Raw genomic sequence first — 18,647 nt, forward strand, 5'->3', positions numbered from 1 at the left:
ATGCGCTCAAACTGCTCTGGTCGATCGCGCCATCGCAGCGGGTTGGCAGGTGGACGAGGTGCCAGGAGGACACATTCGCGTGGAGTCGGTGTTCTAAATGCTTGCCGGAAATGCAACCAATTCAATTGGCTCTACAGCTGCCAACATGGCGTTTCGACGAGCGAGGGTTTCGCGGTATTCCTGAGCCTCAACGTCTTTAAAGAATGGTGCACCAGGCGCGAGCCTCGCTACCGCCCGCTCGACCTCGTCAATCGACACTCTGAAGAATTCTTTGCGAAAGTTTTGAGCGTTGATGCGGGTCTTCTGGAATTCGTTGTGAAGCGCTCTCTCAAGGGCGGGAGCGTCGTCGCTGTAGATGATTGCATGAGTATCAAAGACAAACGGGACGCCGGCGTCACCAAGTTCGCGGACGCGATCGGCTGGATCCAGGCGCCTGGTCAGACCAATCTTTACGACCTCTTCGCCGAAAGAACCTATATTCGAGATAATGTAGACATATCCCGACCGCGTCTTCTCGGCCATCGCCTGCGCACGCTCAAACTTCGCGTGGGCATCAGCTAGGTCTTTTTCCAGCATCCGGATCTTTTCGTCGTATGCTCCAATTTGGTCGGCGGCGGCCTCATTCGCATCGGATTTGGCTTTGTCGAGAAGGCGCAGATAGCGATTCTCCTCCTCTTCCGCTCTTTCCATGTCCCGAAGCAGCTTCTGTTCCTCTCGCGCAGCGCGGGCCATCTCGGCGCGTTCCTCCCGCTCGGCCTTCAGCTTTTCACGGTATTCGTGGGTGACCTGCAACTCGACGAGTTTCTGTTTTAGAGTAAGCGCGAATTTCGCCGCACCTTTTTGCATTGAGCGTGTTTTGGCATGAAGTGTCCACTTAACGGAGGTGGACACCACGTGATTGAGAGCGATGAACAGAAACTGGCGGTGAGGCGGATTTTGCGCAACGGCCGCCGTCGATACGATCCGGCGTCGAAAGAGCGGCTGGTTGCTGCCTGCCTGGAGCCCGGCGTGTCGGTATCGCGGCTTGCGCTTGAACATGGGATCAATGCCAACCTTCTTCGGAAATGGATAAAGACGGCCAAGGACGCCGTTGCTTTGCCGCCACCTGCGCTGTCGGCGTTCATTCCGGTTCAAGTCAGCGCTGCGCAGCACAGTTTGCCGATGCAGAGCAGTTCGGTGGGCTGGCCTGCTTTGCCTGGTGAGGAGCGGCTGTCGAGGTCGTCGCCACTCCCAGCCAAGGTGAGCGCGGCTTTGCCGAATGGCGTGAAGCTGACGCTGGAATGCGGTGATGTGGATGCATTGACGGCAATCATCGGAGCTCTCGGCCATGTTCAGACTGGGCGCTGATCTCAACGTCTATCTGCATCGCGAACCGATCGACTTTCGCGCCGGCATCAACAGCCTTGCGGTCCTGGTGCAGGAGGTGATGGAGCTTGACCCGTTCGCGCCTGCGATCTTTGCGTTTTGCAATCGCCGCCGCGACCGGATGAAGTTGTTGTTCTTCGATCGGTCCGGTTTTGTGATGGTCCTGAAGCGCTTGACGGAAGACAGGTTCCGATGGCCACGCCGGGAGACTGCGGTGGTGACGCTTTCGACCGAGCAGCTCCACTGGATTCTCGACGGCATCGACATTGACGCGATGGTTCGCCATCCGGTGCGGCAATATCAAGTCGCTGGCTGAAGGATATCGAATTGAGCGGTTGACGCGGCGGCATGCTTTCGATTCAAGAATCTGATGAATCGAACTGGCGAACCGACTGTTGAGGAGCTGATGGCGCGCATTGCCGCGCTGCAGGCGGAAAACCGTCAACTTGCCGAGCGCGTCGTCAAACTCGAGGAAGAGCTGGCGCTTGCTCGCTCACATCGTTTTGCGCCGAAGAGCGAAAAGCACATTGATCGCCTCTTCAATGAAGCCGAACAGGTCGCCGGTGAGGATGACAGCGAAGAAGGCGATGTCGTCGATCTTCCGGACACCGGCTTGCCGCCGGCAGAAAAGCAGGAAGGCAAGAAGCGCGGCCGCCGACCGTTACCGGAAAACCTGCCGCGCGAACGCGTCGAATATGACCTGCCCGACGATCAGAAGGCTTGCCCCTGCTGCCATCACCAAATGCATCGCATGGGTGAGGCCGTTAGCGAGCAGCTTCATATCGAGGTGAAGGCAAAGGTCCTTCAGAATGTGCGGTTCAAATATGCCTGCCGGAATTGCGACCGCACCGGCATCAACACGCCGGTCATCATTGCGCCGATGCCCGCGCAACCCTTGCCGGGCAGCATTGCCACGGCCTCGACGCTAGCCTTCGCGTTGGTGCACAAATATGTCGATGGCACGCCACTCTATCGTCTGGCACAGGCCTTCGAGCGCGCCGGCGTTCCTGTCAGCCGCGGTGCTCTGGGGCACTGGGTGATCGGCTCGAGCGAGAAGCATCTCGTCCGCATCTATGACGCGCTGAAGCTGCGGCTTCGATCACAGTCTCTCATCCATGGCGACGAGACGACTGTTCAGGTCCTGAAGGAAAAGGACAGAGCGGCCACCGACACATCCTTCATGTGGGCTTATCGCAGCGGTGAGGACAGTGCCGAGCCGATCGTGCTTCTCGATTATCAGCCGGGCCGCGGACAGATCTATCCGCAGGCCTTTCTCGGCGATTACCGCGGCATATTGATGAGCGATGGTTATTCCGCCTGGCGCACGCTGGAGGGGGCCACCCACATTGGATGTATGGCCCATTCAAGACGGCGGTTTGTCAATGCTCTCAAGACGAGAAACAAACCCGGCGGCCCACCGGAGCAGGCCCTCAAGTTCTTCGAACAACTCTACCGGATTGAAAAGCAAGCGCGCGACGAAATACCGGATGACGGCGAAACGCGAGATCATTGCATTCGCCGCTTTCGCCAGGAACATAGCGTTCCCATCCTGAATGCCCTGAAAAAATGGCTCGATGAAATCGCCCCGAAGGTCTTGCCGGACAGCAAGCTTGGCGATGCCATCTCCTACACGCTGAACCAATGGGAATATCTGACGCGTTACACAAATGATGGCAGGATGCCGATCGACAACAACCTTCTGGAGCGTGACATCAGGATTTTTGCAACTGGCAGAAAAAGCTGGCTGTTCAGCGACACCGTCGATGGAGCAAAGGCCAGCGCCGTGGTCTACAGCCTCATGCTGACATGCCGGGCTTGCGGCGTCGAGCCACTGGCCTACTTGCGCCACGTCCTCACCGAGTTGCCGCAGCGCGCCGACGACGCCGACATCTCTGACCTGCTGCCATTCAACTTTCCAAAGGCCGCAGCGGCCTGATCAACGCAGAAACCGTTCCCAAGTCGAACACCGCGCCGGAATCGCGGGCGTCAACGTGCAGGGAAATGAGCGTTTACGTTTTAGATACTCATCGGTAATATGGACGTCGTTCGTAGCGTTCAGATTGTCTATTTGCTGGCGAGCGTTGACGATCCGCTTTTCCATCGCGTTCGCATTGTTCCAGCGGACATTTGCGACCGCTGCATCGCACTCGTTGTTGAAAGCTCTGAGCGCGAGCTTCACGTTGCGATTGTTCATCGTCTGGCCCTTGGCCTTACTGCCACTAACCGTCCACTCCGTTTTTGCGATTGCAGCGATCTTGTTCGAAACCATCCGTTTCTGGGTCTCGCGGTTCTCAATGATCGTTTGTTTGTACTGCTCACTGTCGGTGTAATCGAAATGAGGCTCATATACGCCCATCTCGGCGAACGCCAATTTCTCATCGAAAATCGCTACCTCCTTTGCGAGGCGGTCGAAGATCGCTTTCTTTTCGTTATAGGAAGACCTCAAATTTGAAATGTCCACTGAGACTGAATTCGCGATATCGCGTAGTCGCTGGACTTCTGCTTCCTCATTTAGGATAGGGCTATATTTTACTTCCAACGCACGCACGCTGCCCTCGGCACGTTTTTTGCGTATGGACTGTTTCCACGCAATGACGCTCGCAACAATCGCCCAAAGCGGAAACCCAATGATAAATACAAGCCCAATGATTTGACCGCTTGTCATTATGAACTCCCCTGCCACCCCTGGATGAGGACGTTAAGCTGCGATCTCGACTTTGCAAGCGGATGTTACGGATAACATTAGTTGTGCAGCGGTTTAATTTCGCCTGCCGACTGAGCAGGTGCCGCGTCCCGAATGATGCGAGCTGTGCAGAGCTGCGCCAGGAACGGAGATCTGCGAAGATGATCATCTTACCCATGTATCTCGGTGTCTTACGCATCCAGGAGCAGAGTTTATGGCTCAAACAACTCGCGGAAGCCTTGCGGCTTGATGACGAGGTATTGGTTGCAGTTCCTGCCAGCTCACCCATACCGCTTTGTTCTGGGAAGCGGCCAGCATATCCAATTTGGCTTCGATAAGGTAATTCTGGGTCTCGATCCTTTAGGTCAATGGAAAGAACGGCAGGCTTTCATCGCATAGACGCAGCATCCGCTTGAGTGAGGCCTTCAAGTTCACCGCGCAAAGCCGGTGGGGCGAAACAGTATGGTCACCTAACCGGCAAAAGGCGTTTGTATTTTCGTGTCTTGAAGAACACTATTCATGCAAATCTTCCATCTTGAACTCCTCGGGTCGAAAATGGGCGTGTATTTCAAGTTGCAAACCGTTGACACGCAAAGCGCCTCAATCGCTTATTGGAGGAGGGCGATTCAATGGATCAGCTGAGAGGGAGCGCTCGGCTGAGGTTATTTGTAAGTCATGTCTATACTACTGCGAACGATATCGGCGTTTCCGACGGGCCGGACAACGAACGAACTATTTGCGTTGCTTGATGTCGATTTTGATCCGCGCAGGCGTACGGAAATTTACGCCGAGTTATCTGCCCTCAGCGAAGCTGGAAAAGTGGCCAAAGGCCGCGATGGTCGGTGGCGCCCAATTGCCACCGCGAACAAGACAGGCACCCAACCCGTTTCTTCAATTGCCACCAATACCATAGTAACTGACAATCTTACCCTCAGGCCCGTCCACGCGACTTTCCGGACCTCAAGGTCTTCCGTCGGCGAAGGTGAAGTCGCAGATACTTTCGCGGCGTTCGATCCCAATGCGTTGCTTCGATACTATCGATCCGCATTACGATCAGACCCGAGAGGTGCGATCACTCAAGTTGAAGATCGCCATTCTGTTCAATGGCAACTGTTCACTGGCCTTGGGCCTCTGACGCCCGAAGAGGGGCAGGTCCTCACCATCTCGATACCTCTCGACGAGTTGCCAGATGACTTTCGGCAGGCTCTCGTCAAGCGGGAAGCGAACGAACAGTCGCTCGCCGTGGGCTGGCCTCTGGGTGTTGGGAAAAAGCAAGGTGTAGCTGTTGTCTGGCCGGTTGGTCTCATCAGCGCTGACTGGAAGCGCAGTCCGACGCACCTAGAAGTATCGATCGATACGGATGACATCGTCGCAAACCCCGACTGGATCAAGGGCGTGGCGAGAAGCGCCAATTGGAAAGAGGCAGGGCTGCGCGACGTGTTCACGCAGGCCGAGGGATTGGGCTTCCGGCGGGATGAATTTCTCTCCCGATTGAAGGAGGCTGTTTCGGGCACCTTTCGGGGACGTATCTCAGGCCAGCAAATGCGAATTGAGCTGGATCCTAACATCGTCTGTTGGTTTCCACGCAGAACTGAGCCGGTTAGGCGCATAATTTCCATTGAGAATTGAGCCATGTGAACCTTCCCCCAGCGCGGAGAGCGACGGGGGCAACGGAGTGATCCACATGGGACTTTTAAACATTATCCGCCGGATGGCGTTGCGCGAGAAGCTATCGATCCGCGAGATCAGTCGGCGCACCGGGCTGTCGCGGAACACAATCGCGAAGTATCTGAGCGCGGGCACGATCGAGCCGACGTTCACGGTACCGGAGCGGCCGAGCAAGCTTGATGCATTCGCAGAGAAACTCTCGGGCTGGCTGAAGACCGAGGCCGGGAGGTCACGCAAGCAGCGCCGAACGCTGAAGCAACTTCATGCCGATCTGGTGGTTCTGGGCTTTACCGGCTCCTACGGTCGCGTCGCTGCCTTTGCCCGTGAGTGGCGGGCTGAGCAGCAGACGGCCGGCCGAGGCATATTCGTTCCTCTGTCTTTCCGCCCAGGCGAAGCATTCCAATTCGATTGGAGTGAAGACTATGCCGTGATCGGCGGCGAGCGCACGAAGCTTCAGGTCGCGCATATCAAGTTGGCGCACAGCCGGGCCTTTCTGGTCAGAGCCTACCTGCTGCAAACCCATGAGATGCTCTTCGACGCCCACTGGCACGGCTTCCGGGTCTTCGGCGGTGTGCCTGCGCGAGGGATCTACGACAATATGCGCACCGCGGTCGATCGCGTCGGCCGCGGCAAGGAGCGGCAGGTCAACATCCGCTTCCTGGCGATGACGAACCACTACGTCTTTGCGCCCGAGTTCTGTAATCCTGCTGCGGGCTGGGAGAAAGGGCAGGTCGAGAAGAATGTTCAGGATGCCCGACCACGTTTGTGGCAACAGATGCCGGACTTTCCCGATCTGCCGGCGTTGAACGCCTGGCTGGAACAGCATTGCCAGGACCTGTGGCGGGAGACACCGCATGGCACCTTGCCCGGCACGATTGCGGATGTATGGGCTGATGAGCGGGCATCATTGATGACACTGCCTGCCGCGTTTGACGGCTTTGTCGAGCAAAGCAAACGGGTCTCACCCACCTGCCTGATCACCTTCGAACGAAACCGCTATAGCGTGCCCGCATCGTTTGCGAACCGGCCCGTCAGCCTGCGAATCTATCCCGAGCGGCTGGTCGTTGCAGCCGAGGGCAACGTTCTTTGCGAACATGTGCGGGTCATTGAGCGCAGTCACGACAAGCCGCCGCGGACGATTTACGACTGGCGACACTACCTTGCCGTCATCCAACGCAAGCCCGGTGCCTTGCGCAATGGCGCACCCTTCCTGGAACTACCACCGGCCTTTCGACAACTGCAGGACCAGATGCTTCGCCGCCCCGGCGGTGATCGCGAGATGGCCGATATCCTTTCTCTCGTTCTTCATCACGACGAACAGGTCGTCCTCCGCGCTGTGGAACTGGCTCTGGATGCCGGCGTGGCAACCAAAACGCATGTGTTGAACCTGCTGCATCGGCTGATCGACGGCAAGACCAGTGATGGTCCCGATATCGACACACCACAGGCGCTGACCTTGCTGCGCGAACCCAAGGCCAATGTCGAACGCTATGACGGGCTGCGTGTCCGGATCGTAGGAGGTCGCCATGCGTCATGATCCAGCCAGCGCCGCCGTCGTCATCATGCTGCGTAGTCTGAAGATGTATGGCATGGCCCAAGCGGTCACGGATCTGATCGAGCAAGGAGCGCCAGCCTTCGATGCGGCCGTGCCGATCCTGTCCCAGTTGCTGAAAGCGGAAATGGCCGAACGCGAGGTCCGCTCCATCGCCTATCACATGAAGGCTGCCCGCTTCCCGGCCTACAAGGACATCTCCGGATACGACTTCGCCGCCAGCGAAATCAACGAAGCGACGGTGCGCCAACTGCACCGATGCGAGTTCATGGACGGAGCGCAGAATGTCGTGCTCGTCGGCGGGCCTGGCACGGGAAAAACACATATCGCGACCGCTCTCGGTGTCCAGGCGATCGAGCATCATCGCCGAAAGGTCCGCTTCTTCTCGACCATCGAATTGGTCAACGCCCTCGAGCAGGAGAAGGCCAAAGGCAAGGCCGGTCAGATCGCTGAGACGTTGGTTCGTCTCGATCTGCTGATCTTGGATGAACTCGGATACCTTCCGTTCAGCGCTTCGGGCGGCGCATTGCTCTTCCACCTGCTGAGCAAGCTTTACGAGCGCACCAGCGTCATCATCACCACCAACCTAAGCTTCAGCGAATGGGCCACAGTCTTCGGCGACGCCAAGATGACGACCGCTTTGCTCGACCGCCTGACCCACCGTTGCCACATCCTGGAAACCGGAAATGACAGCTTTCGATTCAAGGCCAGTTCGGCCGCCGCGGCGCAAAAGAGAGGAGAAAAAGCCAGCCCATTGACCAAACCCTGATCAGAAAACCATACTCAGAGGTGGCTCACTTCTCGGTGGAAAAACCGGCTCAGTTCCGCGTGGAAACCAACAATCGTCGGCATCCATGATATCGCCGCACTCTTTCTACCGACCGATACTACCTTCACTGCCGGAGCTGTGCGTGACCTCGATACAATTGCAGCGTGGCCGAAGGAAAAATTGGCCACGACTGCGCTGGCGCCGATCCTCGGCTTGGATGCACCCGTTGCAACTAGGCTTGCTCCCGTCATCAACACGGGCGACTTGAATAAGGAGCAGATTGATGCGGTGAGGCGGTCTCTCCTCGCACCGCTTACGGTGGTAACCGGTCCGCCGGGGACCGGCAAAAGCCAGGCCATCGTGTCCATCGCTGCTTCCGTGATTGCCGATGGTGGAAGCGTACTTGTTGCATCGAAGAACCACCAAGCCCTCGATGCTGTCGAGACCAGGCTTGGTGGCATCGCTCCGCAGTCTCCGTTCCTAGTGAGGACGCTTGATCCTACACGCGACATCGATCAATCGTTCGATCAGGTGCTTGGCGAACTTGTCAGCGAGCCCACAAGAGGTGCGGCTGAGCCAGACTTGGTTCTACTGTCGAAACTCTCGACGCTCGCGCAAAATCGAAATCGGCTGCTCGACCAGATCGACGAGCTTTCGCGTATCCACGGGTTGATTGCGGAGCTTTTGGAGAGGCTCGAGGCGCAGGAGGCGAGCAGCGCTGAACGCGGAGTCCAGACATTGGTAGAGCCCGAAAAAAACCTCGTCATTCGGTTGATCAACACAATACTGGGAGCTTTCGGTCTTAAATCGAAGTTGTTGGTAGGCAGCCAACGTTCCGGTGGAGAGACAACGCTCGCCACCCTCAGGCAGCGTCTAAAACAGCTCCGCTCTGAATTAGCTACGATCGAAGTAAAGGGTGATCCAGTCGCGATTACGCAGGAGATAGGAGAGGTCGCTCGGGAGCTTCTTCCCAAAGTTCTGGCGTCAAAGGTCAACCTGACTGAGATCGACCGACGGAGGCTAGGCGAGGAGCTTGCCAACCTAGAGCTTGCTCAAAACACCGGGCCGCTGCCATCTGAATTGGCCGGTGAAGTTGTAAGTCACCGGCCCCTGTGGTTGGTTTCAGTCCTTGGCGCGGCACGGCGAGTGCCGCTGTCAGACAGCTTATTCGATCTCGCGATCTTTGATGAAGCAAGCCAGTGCGATATCGCGTCAGCACTGCCGATCTTCGCTAGGGCAAAACGTGCTGTCGTTGTCGGTGACAATCGCCAGCTTTCCTTCATCAGCCAGTTGGGCATTGCGCATGATCGAAACCTGATGCAGGCCCAGAACCTGCCGGTATCAAAGATGGGTCGGTTCGCGCAGAGCCGGAGATCGCTATTCGACTTGGCGGACCTCACGCCCGGGGCGGCGAAGGTTATGCTTCGCGATCAATATCGATCCGCTGCCGATATCGTTGGCTACATCAACGAACACTTTTATGGTGGTCAATTGCGGGTTGCAGGTGACCAGGACAAGCTCAAATCACCAAGGGGCATGAAGCCAGGTATTGCGTGGACCGATGTACCGGCGCCAACATCACCAATGATCGGCAACATCAATAATTCTGAGATCGCCGCGATAGTGCAGCATGTCCGCATGCTCCTCGTGGATCAAGGATATAGCGGGTCGATCGGGGTCATCGCTCCTTTCCGGCCGCAGGTATACGCGTTGGAGCAAGCGATCCACGCAGAAGTCAATGAAAAGCTTCGTGTCAAGGCTGAACTGCGTGTCGGCACGGTTGACAGTTTCCAAGGTCAAGAAAGAGACCTTATCCTTTTCTCACCCACGCTCGGCCATTCGAGTGCGATCAGCGCGGTCACGTTCGTGCAGAAAGACTGGCGCCGCCTGAACGTTGCCATTAGCCGCGCCCGGGCCGTCGCCCATGTCTTTGGCGATTTGTCGTATGCGCGATCTGGCAAGGTGCGGAGTCTTCAACGGCTAGCCGCTACGGCAACCGAACCAAAGGGCCGCATCGGCGAGGGCACGTTTGACAGCAATTGGGAGCGAATTGTGGACGCGGCGCTTAGGAAGCGCGGCTTGAACCCCGTTGCTCAATTCGAAGTCGCCGGTCGTCGCCTGGATTTTGCACTGTTTGGCAGCGGCGATGTCAAGCTCGACCTGGAAGTCGATGGTCGACATTGGCATGCCGACACCGACGGCAAAAGAAAGCTTGGCGACTATTGGAGAGACCATCAGTTGAAATCGCTTGGCTGGAAAATCCAGCGCTTTTGGGTGGACGAACTAGCTCAGGATTTGGAGGGGTGCATTGAACGCGTCGCAAAACAGCTTTCCTAGATCGCGGCGGTTTACCTATATCGCTTTGACGCTTGGCTTGCTCTCAGCGGCCGCGATCTCTGTCGCGTTGATTCAGGTCGACGCTCTTGAGCGCGACTACGGTGCCGTGCGTTCCGACATTCAGCGCTATAACAATGAGCGGACAGAGGCGCTGGGCCGACGCGATAGTGTCCTTTCGGAAATCTCTCAACGAAGTGTAGAAGCCGATGGTATTCGGAAAACCATCGCTGATCTGACCGCACAGCGAGATCGCCTCGACGCAGAGATAAACCAACAGACGGCATCGCTCGCCGAGGGCGTTGAGAAGCTTCAGGCGGGCCAAGAGCAATCGAAAGCGGCCGCCGATACTATTGCGGAAGCAGCTAAGGCCGAGAAGACGCTTGCGACCTTACGCTCTCAGAACGCTGACCTTGAAAAGCGGATTGCTGTCAATCAGGCAAAGATCGATCAGTCAAATGCCGACGTTGCACAAGCAGAAGATCGAAAAAGTGCTGCCGACGACGCGATTGCAGTCAGCGAAAAGGTCCGGCGCGATAAGGAGGCTGAAATCTCCAAATTAAACGCCCAGCTTCAGGACCTTGACGACAAAACACGTCAGGTCGCCGATCTTACCGCCCGTCAGGCCTCGTTGACGGCGCAAATGACGAAAATCACGAAAGATATCGGCGACAAACAACGTGCCTCGCAGGATTTAGACGCAACGATCGCAAAGCTCCAGGATCAGGCGTCCAAGGCGAAGGTCACTGCAGCTAAAACGGATGCCGACTTGGCCCGCCAGGACAGCAACCGTACGGACTTGGCCAACCAAGTCGGCGCTCTCGAAATGCGGAAGGCTGCATTGAACGGCGATCTCACGAGCGTGACCACAGCAGCGGACCGCGCACGATCAGATGCTGCAGCGGCTGAAGGCAGGCTAAAAATTGCCCAGGACGCGCTTGCAGAGGCGGAAAAATCTCTTCCGGTCGCGAAGGCACAATTAAATGATCTCCAGGCAGATGTCGCAGCTGCCACAACGCAACGTAACACGCTCAAAGAAGAGTTAAGCAGTCTTCAGGCACTGAAGTCTCGAACTTCGGCGGACAAAGCCGATGCTGATCGCGCAGCAGCTGAAAAAGCTGCTCTGGAAAAGGCTGTCGCAGACCTATCAAACCGACAAGCAGAACTGGCCAAAGAGCTGAGCTTGCGTCAGAGCGACCTAAATACTGTGAAAGCGGAGCTGGCCGAGCTTAACGGCAGGAAAGGGGTGCTTGTTCAGGAAATTGCATCTCTTTCAGACGCGAAGACGCCAAAGCAGACGGATGTGGCACCCGCGCCGCCAGCTATTGACGCCCCGACGACTACCCAGCCACAGCCTGAGAGGCCATAATTAGAGAGCGTCGACATGCTAACAGGAAACATCTTGATACTGCTTTTCGCAGCAATGGCTGTCGTAGCTCTGATCGTCGTGCAGATAAGCCTCGCGGTGCTCCATGACAGAGCCGTTACCGCCTCCGGGCCGACGCGCTCCCTGGAGTCTCTGGAGACAGCCATTGCCGACAAGCGGATGGCCCTTAGCGATATCGAAAATGAACTAGGAGAGCGCCGCAAGGCCCTAGCCAATATTGCCGACGTCCAGGCTGACTACGATGCGACCAAGAGACAGCTCGATGACTTGAATGCTGAATGGCTTCAGAAGGATGAGCGCCGCGAGGAAATCCGTGCGCTGCGCGAGGTGATCGAAGCGGAGATCATTGAAAAACACGCAGTTGACGCTGAGCTGGCTTCCGCCCGGGCAGATCTCGACGCTGTCCATGACCGCCTCACTGCCGCCGAGCGGCTGTTCGCTCTCAACGATGAGATGAAGCGTGAACAGGCAGCGCTTGAAAAGAAGATTGCAGAAATGCGGTCCCAAGCGATTGAGTTGAGCGAAGCGCAGGAGCGAGTGCAACGCTTAGAAGCGCTGTCGCAGGAACTTGGTAGAGAAAGCGCACGTGTCGAAGGCCTCCTCCAGGCGGCAAACTCCCAACTCTCTCAGGTTCAAGAAGACCTCGCTGTCGAGCGTCAGGCGACCGCCGCCGTTCATGCTGAATTCACGCAGACGTCGGCGAAACTCGCAGCCGCCGAGGAGCGTGCTCGTTCCATCGAAAGCGACATCTCATCGTTGGAAGATCGCCGTTCGTCGCTAATGGCACAGGTCGCTAAGATGGAGGAAGACGTTGCTGAGGCGAGCGGTAGGGATGCGCCGGGCCGCGAGGAGGCAATCGTTGAACGTCTCAAGGAGTTGACCACGCTTCCGCCGGTGCTGGCACAAATGCGGAGCTGGAAAGATCGCGCCGCTGAAAATGAGGCTGAGGCAGTCCAACGGGTGCTTCAGCGCCTTGAACAAAGCGGCCTCCATTACGACCGTCGCATTGTTTATGCCTTCCATACAGCAATGAAAACAAACGACACGACCCAGATGGCCGTGCTTGCCGGTATCTCCGGGACTGGCAAGAGCCAGCTGCCGCGACAGTACGCGGCAGGCATAGGGATCGGGTTCCTGCAGGTGCCGGTTCAACCTCGCTGGGATAGCCCCCAGGATTTGATGGGTTTCTACAACTATATCGAAAAGCGCTACCGTCCGACCGATATGGCGCGGGCGCTCTATCACCTGGACATTCTGAACAACCAGAAGAGCGAGTTTCAGGATCAGATGATAATGATCCTGCTCGACGAAATGAACCTTGCGCGTGTTGAGTATTATTTTTCGGACTTCCTCAGCCGCTTGGAAAGCCGCCCGCCGATGAACCGTGTGTCGGATAAATCCCTGCGCAAAGACGCTGAGATCGAGCTTGAGATACCGATGCCGCGAGGTATGGACGCTCCCCGCATCTTCCCAGGATACAACCTTCTGTTTGCCGGAACGATGAACGAAGACGAGAGCACGCAGTCGCTCTCTGATAAGGTTGTGGACCGGGCGAATGTCCTTCGCTTCTCGGCACCAAGAACCATCAGGACGACTGCGCAGAAAGCAAATATCGCCGAGCCCGAGGCGCTGTCGGCGGCAAGATGGCGGTCATGGGTGAATCCTGTTTCGACTGTGGAGAGTGAGCAGACCGTTATCGACAGCGTGGATAGAATGGTCAGCCTCATGAAGGGCTTCAAGAGACCTTTCGGTCACCGTCTCGGCCGCGCGATCATGGGGTATGTCGCGAACTACACCTCGTTCGACCAGGCGAAGGACTTGCGTGTCCCGCTCGCAGATCAGGTTGAAATGCGCTTGTTACCAAAGCTTCGCGGTATCGAAGTTGAAGACGGTAACGATCATGCTTTCTCCGAACTCATAAGTTTCGTTGGTGATGCCCTGCGGGACGATCACCTTGCGAAGGCGATCGATGAGTCGATCCGTGCTGCGAAAGAGGGCTCCGGTCAGTTCGTATGGAACGGGGTTTCGCGGTAATGCTCCATCTCGGCAGACCTTGGGATCGCAGAGGAGTTGCCAATGCGAAGTTCAGTCCTGGTGATTGTTTGGTCAGCGAGGTCCGTGGCGAGGCACCCAAGAACGGCGGACACTCGCGTCTTATGTCGGCCCGGCTTCAAGATGGACCGGTGGAACTTATTCTCCATCCATACCCGAAAACGGCGAATGCTCAGCGACCGGAGCGAATTGGGTTTCCGGTTCGCCCTCGTGGTGTAAAGGAGCATGAGACCCCGGAAGACGTGCGGGCGAGAGAGCTTCTTCGGCGGATGAACGAGGTTTTGGCGCGGGTCCAGGAGCTTGGCGAGGCCCTTGAAGACCCTTTGCATGTATGGTCCCGATTGCGCGATGCGTGGGAGCGCGCAGAGAATGAACACGATCCGCGAATGGCGGAGATCGTAAGGCAGGCTCAAGATGTCCTTCCGCGCCTGAAAGCGCTGGAGCCGAGGATCAGGCGCGTGCTTCGTCGGACGAGAGAGCTTACATTCTTGGACCGAGTTCAGGAAATGGATCGGGCGTCGATGCGCTGGCTCGTCCGTCAACCGGGGCGGACGATTGCGGAGCGAGCCGGTACAAGCCAGCGTATTCTCGCAACAGTCAGGCGAGAGAACTTTGATACCCCTGAAAACAGGGTTCTCCACGCGTATACGACACTTGCTTTCCAGGTTGCTCGCGAATGGATGCAGGAGCATCCACGAGCACGGCATAGCCGCCGCTACGCGCAAGTCAATCATTTCGGCCGGTTCTGCAAAACCTTCGCGCAGATGTTGGCAGATCTTGAAGTGAGCGTAGCCGATGCCGGGATTGTTCCGAACTACGTTCTGATGCAGGACCCGAGCTACAACTCCATCTATGAAGCCTGGCGCCGCCTGCTGGAGGAAGACAGGGTCCTCGATGACCTCTGGGCATGGCAAGCGGAGACCTGGACGGATTTTTCTGTGCTTTCTGTCGTGCTCGCTCTCAGCGAACTCGAAGAAGCCGAGCTAATTGCGCAATCGCCCATCGTCTGGCGTTCAGAGGCATCGCTCGGACGATGGTTCGAGCAGGATCGACCGATTGCCGTGTTCTGGTTGAAGAACACAGGTCGTATAGTCGAGGTACAATCCCGCCCTGAAGCACCAGGCCGTATGCTGGCCTTGACGCGGGCCCACGTGTCTCTCCGCATCTCCGACATCGACCGAGGCGGGATGCCGCGCCGCGTAGCAGTTTGGACCCCGCACACGATGGCTCGCATAGATCTCAACGACGCTGTCGTACGGGCAAATGAGCGATTGGTCGAGATTCAGCCATTCGGCCAAACTGAAGTTCTGCGTAACGGGCTGATACTGACCCCATCTCACGGTCAGTTCGAGACTTGCCTATCCCGTAAGGCTAGCACGCGCGTTGATGGAATTGCCTTGGAGGCCTCTGGCGAGGGGCTGCGGCAAGGGTTGGACGCTATCCGTGCGTTCGCACGTAGCGAAATATACGCGACGACGCCATGAGGAAACTGTGCGGGTACGATCTGAATGGATGGCGCGATAGCGCTGCGAGGAACTGGACCATTTTGCCGGACGGCGAGGAGCAGGAGGTTATTAGCTCTCTCATCGAAGGCGGCATTTTCGGTGTCGTGGTTGAAACTGGAGCGAAGGCCGACGGGGGCCTTGTGGGTGGTGCGCAGGCATCAATTTCTCCGCACGGCCTGGGTGCTGGTTGGGGTGTGGTCGGAGCTGCCGAGAAGCGGTTGAGGGTGACTGATCTGCTGAACGACGATCCATCCGTCCCCCACCTGACTGCAGCGCTGAAAGGGATGTCATCCGGTGCCAGCTTTGGCATCGCCAGCCTTGATGATCATGCTGAAACCGGCGAGCTACTGCAGGAACGACTGTTGGCGGCTCTGCGCAAGGCAAAGGTCTCGACGCCGCTTCTGGTTTGGCGATCCGTGTTGGCGACATTGTTCGCTATCGAAAGGGGAACAGTTGAAGAAGGCCAGGCCGTAGGTGTGGTTTCGCACACCGGAGACGGTGTCACGGTTCAAAGGCTGCGCATTCGTCGCGAGCGTAGCCATGGAGAGACTGTCTTAGCGCCGGAGCGTCGCTCGACAGGAAAACTGATCCGTTCGGGTTGGGGATACCGGGGATTGGCGGAGTTGGCAAAGTCTGCAATTTCTAGAGTTTCGTCGGTCGACCGAACCGATCATTTGGAATGGGCACGTTCGAATGGACGCCTTGCGCTCGGATTCCAGGCAGAGCCCGAGGTGTTACGCCAAGGAAACGGAGACTGGCAGGTATTAAGGCCGCCCGACACGATCGATCACGAGCAGATACCTCGATTGCAGGATGTGCGAGATGATGTCGCTGGGTGCGATGTGGTCTTGTTGGAAACTCTGTCCAAAGGTGCGATCAGAAAAGCATTCCATTCAGCAGTGATACAAAGCATCGGTGGAGATGTTGTGTTACTTGCTGACAACTCGATCGCAGATGGTGCGCTTCATGCCGCGCGGCGCCTAAGCAAGCGCGATCCCATCTATTTCGATTTCCTGCCGCAGATTTCAACGATTGTGCAGCGGCGTGACGCGGTCGAAAACTTCGACCTCGTTGATTACGATGAGACGCTTCCGGCAGGTGAGATGTACCGGAGCCCGAAACCGGCAAGATTGGCCATTCAAGCGGGGCAGGATCGTTTTTCTATTTTCCTTAGAAAGGAAACTTCCGAGCTTCCGCGCAAGGCAGAAGTCAACATCGGTGTGAAAGTCGACCAGACAGTTCCCGTCGAACTTTGGGTGGAACAGAGCCCGGCGTCCGGTCGAGCAAAAATCCTCGTTCACTCTCAGAAGTTTGGTCACCAATTCCAGGTCGACTGGGATGCCGCGACCGAACTCGAACAAAATTGGGACGCGTTGATCGAAGGGTTCCAGAGACCAGCACCGACAATACCGGGACGGCTTGTGCTCGCCTGCGGAATCGATAGTTGGAACGATAGCCCTCGCGGAGACGGGCTTTTCACGTTGCTTGAAAAGAACGTTGACCGGACTGCCGTCGATTGGACGGCACTCGCAAATCGGCTCTCGGCTCGACCTGGCGGCAAATACGCGATATCAAGTGACGGTGATGTCCCGAATGGAGTAGATGCTGTCGCGCTATCGCGCTTGGATCGACTTGTAGAACGAGCGTTAGATGAAGTCCGTCGCGGGCTGAGGGGCCAAGCTGTTGGAACCCAATCACTGCGGTTTCTGACATGGCAATTCCGCCGATGCCCGCCAGACGTCTCGGGCTGGTTGCTGGAGGCTTGGGACAAAGAAGCCCGGGGACACCCAATTTTCACTCAAGGTGCCCACTGGAAGCTCGCTTACCAGGGGTTGGGGCGGGTCGCCAGCAACCAGCATTTTGAGCTGCAGGCAATCCACAAGGTCTTGGGCAAGCCCATAGATCAATGGAAGTGGCAGAAAGAAACCGCCGCCATGGCGTTCCTACTTTCGCGCTCTGAAACCGCGCCTCGGCTGCTTACTCGCAAAGATGTCGAGCGGTTGACCAAACGGATTCTCCGGGAGTTCGAAGAAAATCTGGGCTCGACGTACACCAGATTCCAATACGCTCCGATGCTGCTTGTTGGCCTTCTCCGTTGGAGGGTGGTCGAGCCATTCGCGTTGGTTGAGGGGCAGGACCCTAAGGCGGATAAATTGGTTCGAGCAGTCGAGAGGACGATAGGTGATCTCAAGCACCAGGATCGTTTAAGGGCACTGGCAAAGTACGGGCGCATCCTGGAACACGTTCTTGAGGAACTACGGGGCGAGGGGTCCAACCCAGAGCTTCTGCTTGATATTTTTGGTGGGGCGGATGGGAGCGATGCCGACGAATAGTAGATCGCTGGTATGCGGCGTCCACGCCCCGTCGATTTTCAGTTGCGGGGATCTAAGGTTGATCTACGCGCCGTCAAATGAGCTCACCGAAGAGTACCTGACGAGCTCATTGTGAGGCCTTGATGCGGGCGGTATAGGCTGGCTCAGGGCATCGATATCTTTGGCAAGGTGAAGGGAAGCGTGGGGTTGATTGCCGTCATTCTCAAGGCGCCTCACTGATGTCAGCGGCATTAAATTAGGTACTCGAGCGAACAACAAAGGCACCGAGGCGACGACCCAAAAGACCAGCAACTAATACGGCGTCTCACTAAAATCGACTCATGGGCTGCGTATTCCGATGAAGCCGGCCATCGATTCCGATTTGAAGCCGGCCAGTCATTCCGATTTCATTCCGGCGGGCGTTCCGATTTGAAGGCGGCCATTTCTCGGACTGATCCTGGCATTCTGGCCGACGCCGGATACCGCGGCCACAATGCGCCCCAGAGCCACAAGCTGCGGGTCTTCACCAGTGGCCAGAAGCGCCACGTGACGCCGGCCATCAAACGTCTGATGCGAAGGCGGTCAGCCGTCGAGCCCGTCATCGGGCACCTCAAGAACGAGCGCAGAATGGACCGCAACTATCTTGCCGGACAGCAGGGCGATGCCCTCAATGCCGTTCTGGCTGCCGCCGGCTACAATTTCTCGCTTCTGCTCAGGTGGTTCAGGCTACTTTTGTGCCTGCTCGTCAGGCAAACTCTCGACGCCGACAATCATGCGCCGCCACACCGAAAACGGTTCTTCACGGGCGACTAAGAGTCGGATTCGAAAAGCGTTCAACGATATCCATACCTTGCTAGCCGTCTGGTGATGAGACGAATGTGGGCGATCATGATCCACGCTTCGGCTGATGCGATCGAGCGTTCGACGTCTTTGGCCAATCTGCGGCATCTGCCAAGCCAGGCGAAGGTCCGTTCGACCACCCATCGACGCGGCAGAACCTCGAAGCCTTTCGCCTTGTCC

The 18,647-nt window shown here is 57.1% G+C and carries 14 protein-coding genes and 1 pseudogene; 12 read left to right on the top strand and 3 right to left on the bottom strand.

Translation table 11 applies throughout. The features are described from left to right. Positions 1-93: 93 nt before the first annotated feature. On the bottom strand, positions 94-1,038 hold the full coding sequence (locus RHSP_RS34360) for a GIY-YIG nuclease family protein (RefSeq protein ID WP_240535430.1): 945 nt from the start codon (positions 1,036-1,038) through the stop codon (positions 94-96). Here RHSP_RS34360 and tnpA point away from each other — a divergent pair. From tnpA to tnpC, 3 genes are read left to right on the top strand one after another with little or no spacing between them, the layout of a single operon-like run. Beyond that, positions 925-1,347, top strand: a complete 423-nt coding sequence (tnpA, locus tag RHSP_RS34365) for an IS66-like element accessory protein TnpA (RefSeq protein ID WP_240535431.1) — start codon at positions 925-927, stop codon at positions 1,345-1,347. The two genes, RHSP_RS34360 and tnpA, sit on opposite strands and share 114 nt — an antisense overlap. After that, the gene (tnpB, locus tag RHSP_RS14490) at positions 1,328-1,681 is read left to right on the top strand and encodes an IS66 family insertion sequence element accessory protein TnpB (RefSeq protein ID WP_004118312.1); all 354 of its coding nucleotides are present in this window, start codon (positions 1,328-1,330) and stop codon (positions 1,679-1,681) included. Before tnpA ends, tnpB begins: the two co-directional genes overlap by 20 nt. 54 nt (positions 1,682-1,735) lie before the next feature. Further along, on the top strand, positions 1,736-3,301 hold the full coding sequence (gene tnpC / locus RHSP_RS14495) for an IS66 family transposase (RefSeq protein ID WP_004118315.1): 1,566 nt from the start codon (positions 1,736-1,738) through the stop codon (positions 3,299-3,301). On the opposite strand, the gene RHSP_RS14500 is transcribed toward tnpC, so the two are convergent. Then, on the bottom strand, positions 3,302-4,030 hold the full coding sequence (locus RHSP_RS14500; RefSeq protein WP_051043305.1) for an SNIPE associated domain-containing protein: 729 nt from the start codon (positions 4,028-4,030) through the stop codon (positions 3,302-3,304). A 759-nt stretch (positions 4,031-4,789) separates the two neighbouring features. On the opposite strand from RHSP_RS14500, the gene RHSP_RS14505 reads away from it, so the two are divergent. The 9 genes and pseudogenes from RHSP_RS14505 to RHSP_RS33620 all read left to right on the top strand — a co-directional run. Further along, entirely contained in the window at positions 4,790-5,677 is an 888-nt protein-coding gene (locus RHSP_RS14505) for a hypothetical protein (protein ID WP_183932624.1), read from the top strand. Positions 5,678-5,732: 55 nt separating this feature from the next. Further along, a complete protein-coding gene (istA, locus tag RHSP_RS14510) occupies positions 5,733-7,253 on the top strand; it encodes an IS21 family transposase (RefSeq protein WP_028754964.1) in 1,521 nt (506 codons plus the stop codon). Continuing rightward, positions 7,243-8,037: an IS21-like element helper ATPase IstB gene (gene istB / locus RHSP_RS14515; protein WP_004118321.1), complete on the top strand. Its 795-nt coding sequence runs from the start codon at positions 7,243-7,245 to the stop codon at positions 8,035-8,037. The genes istA and istB overlap by 11 nt, the downstream gene beginning before the upstream one ends. A 180-nt stretch (positions 8,038-8,217) precedes the next feature. Then, positions 8,218-10,374, top strand: a complete 2,157-nt coding sequence (locus RHSP_RS14520; protein ID WP_240535432.1) for an AAA domain-containing protein — start codon at positions 8,218-8,220, stop codon at positions 10,372-10,374. Next, complete coding sequence (locus RHSP_RS14525) at positions 10,346-11,740, top strand: coiled-coil domain-containing protein (protein ID WP_004118324.1); 1,395 nt, start codon at positions 10,346-10,348, stop codon at positions 11,738-11,740. Before RHSP_RS14520 ends, RHSP_RS14525 begins: the two co-directional genes overlap by 29 nt. Positions 11,741-11,773: 33 nt before the next feature. After that, a complete protein-coding gene (locus RHSP_RS14530; protein WP_004118326.1) occupies positions 11,774-13,792 on the top strand; it encodes an McrB family protein in 2,019 nt (672 codons plus the stop codon). Between the two features lie 287 nt (positions 13,793-14,079). Then, positions 14,080-15,294 carry a DUF2357 domain-containing protein gene (locus tag RHSP_RS14535; protein WP_240535433.1) on the top strand — a complete coding sequence of 405 codons (1,215 nt, stop codon included), beginning with the start codon at positions 14,080-14,082 and terminating at the stop codon, positions 15,292-15,294. Continuing rightward, the gene (locus RHSP_RS14540; protein ID WP_004118330.1) at positions 15,291-17,648 is read left to right on the top strand and encodes a hypothetical protein; all 2,358 of its coding nucleotides are present in this window, start codon (positions 15,291-15,293) and stop codon (positions 17,646-17,648) included. Before RHSP_RS14535 ends, RHSP_RS14540 begins: the two co-directional genes overlap by 4 nt. 441 nt (positions 17,649-18,089) lie before the next feature. Next, positions 18,090-18,440, top strand: a pseudogene (locus RHSP_RS33620) (transposase); the annotation flags it as partial. 20 nt (positions 18,441-18,460) lie between these two features. On the opposite strand, the gene RHSP_RS33625 reads toward RHSP_RS33620, so the two are convergent. Beyond that, a partial coding sequence (locus RHSP_RS33625) for a transposase (RefSeq protein ID WP_037150510.1) occupies positions 18,461-18,647 on the bottom strand: 187 nt, incomplete at its 5' end.

The sequence above is a fragment of the Rhizobium freirei PRF 81 genome (assembly GCF_000359745.1).
GTDB lineage: Bacteria > Pseudomonadota > Alphaproteobacteria > Rhizobiales > Rhizobiaceae > Rhizobium > Rhizobium freirei.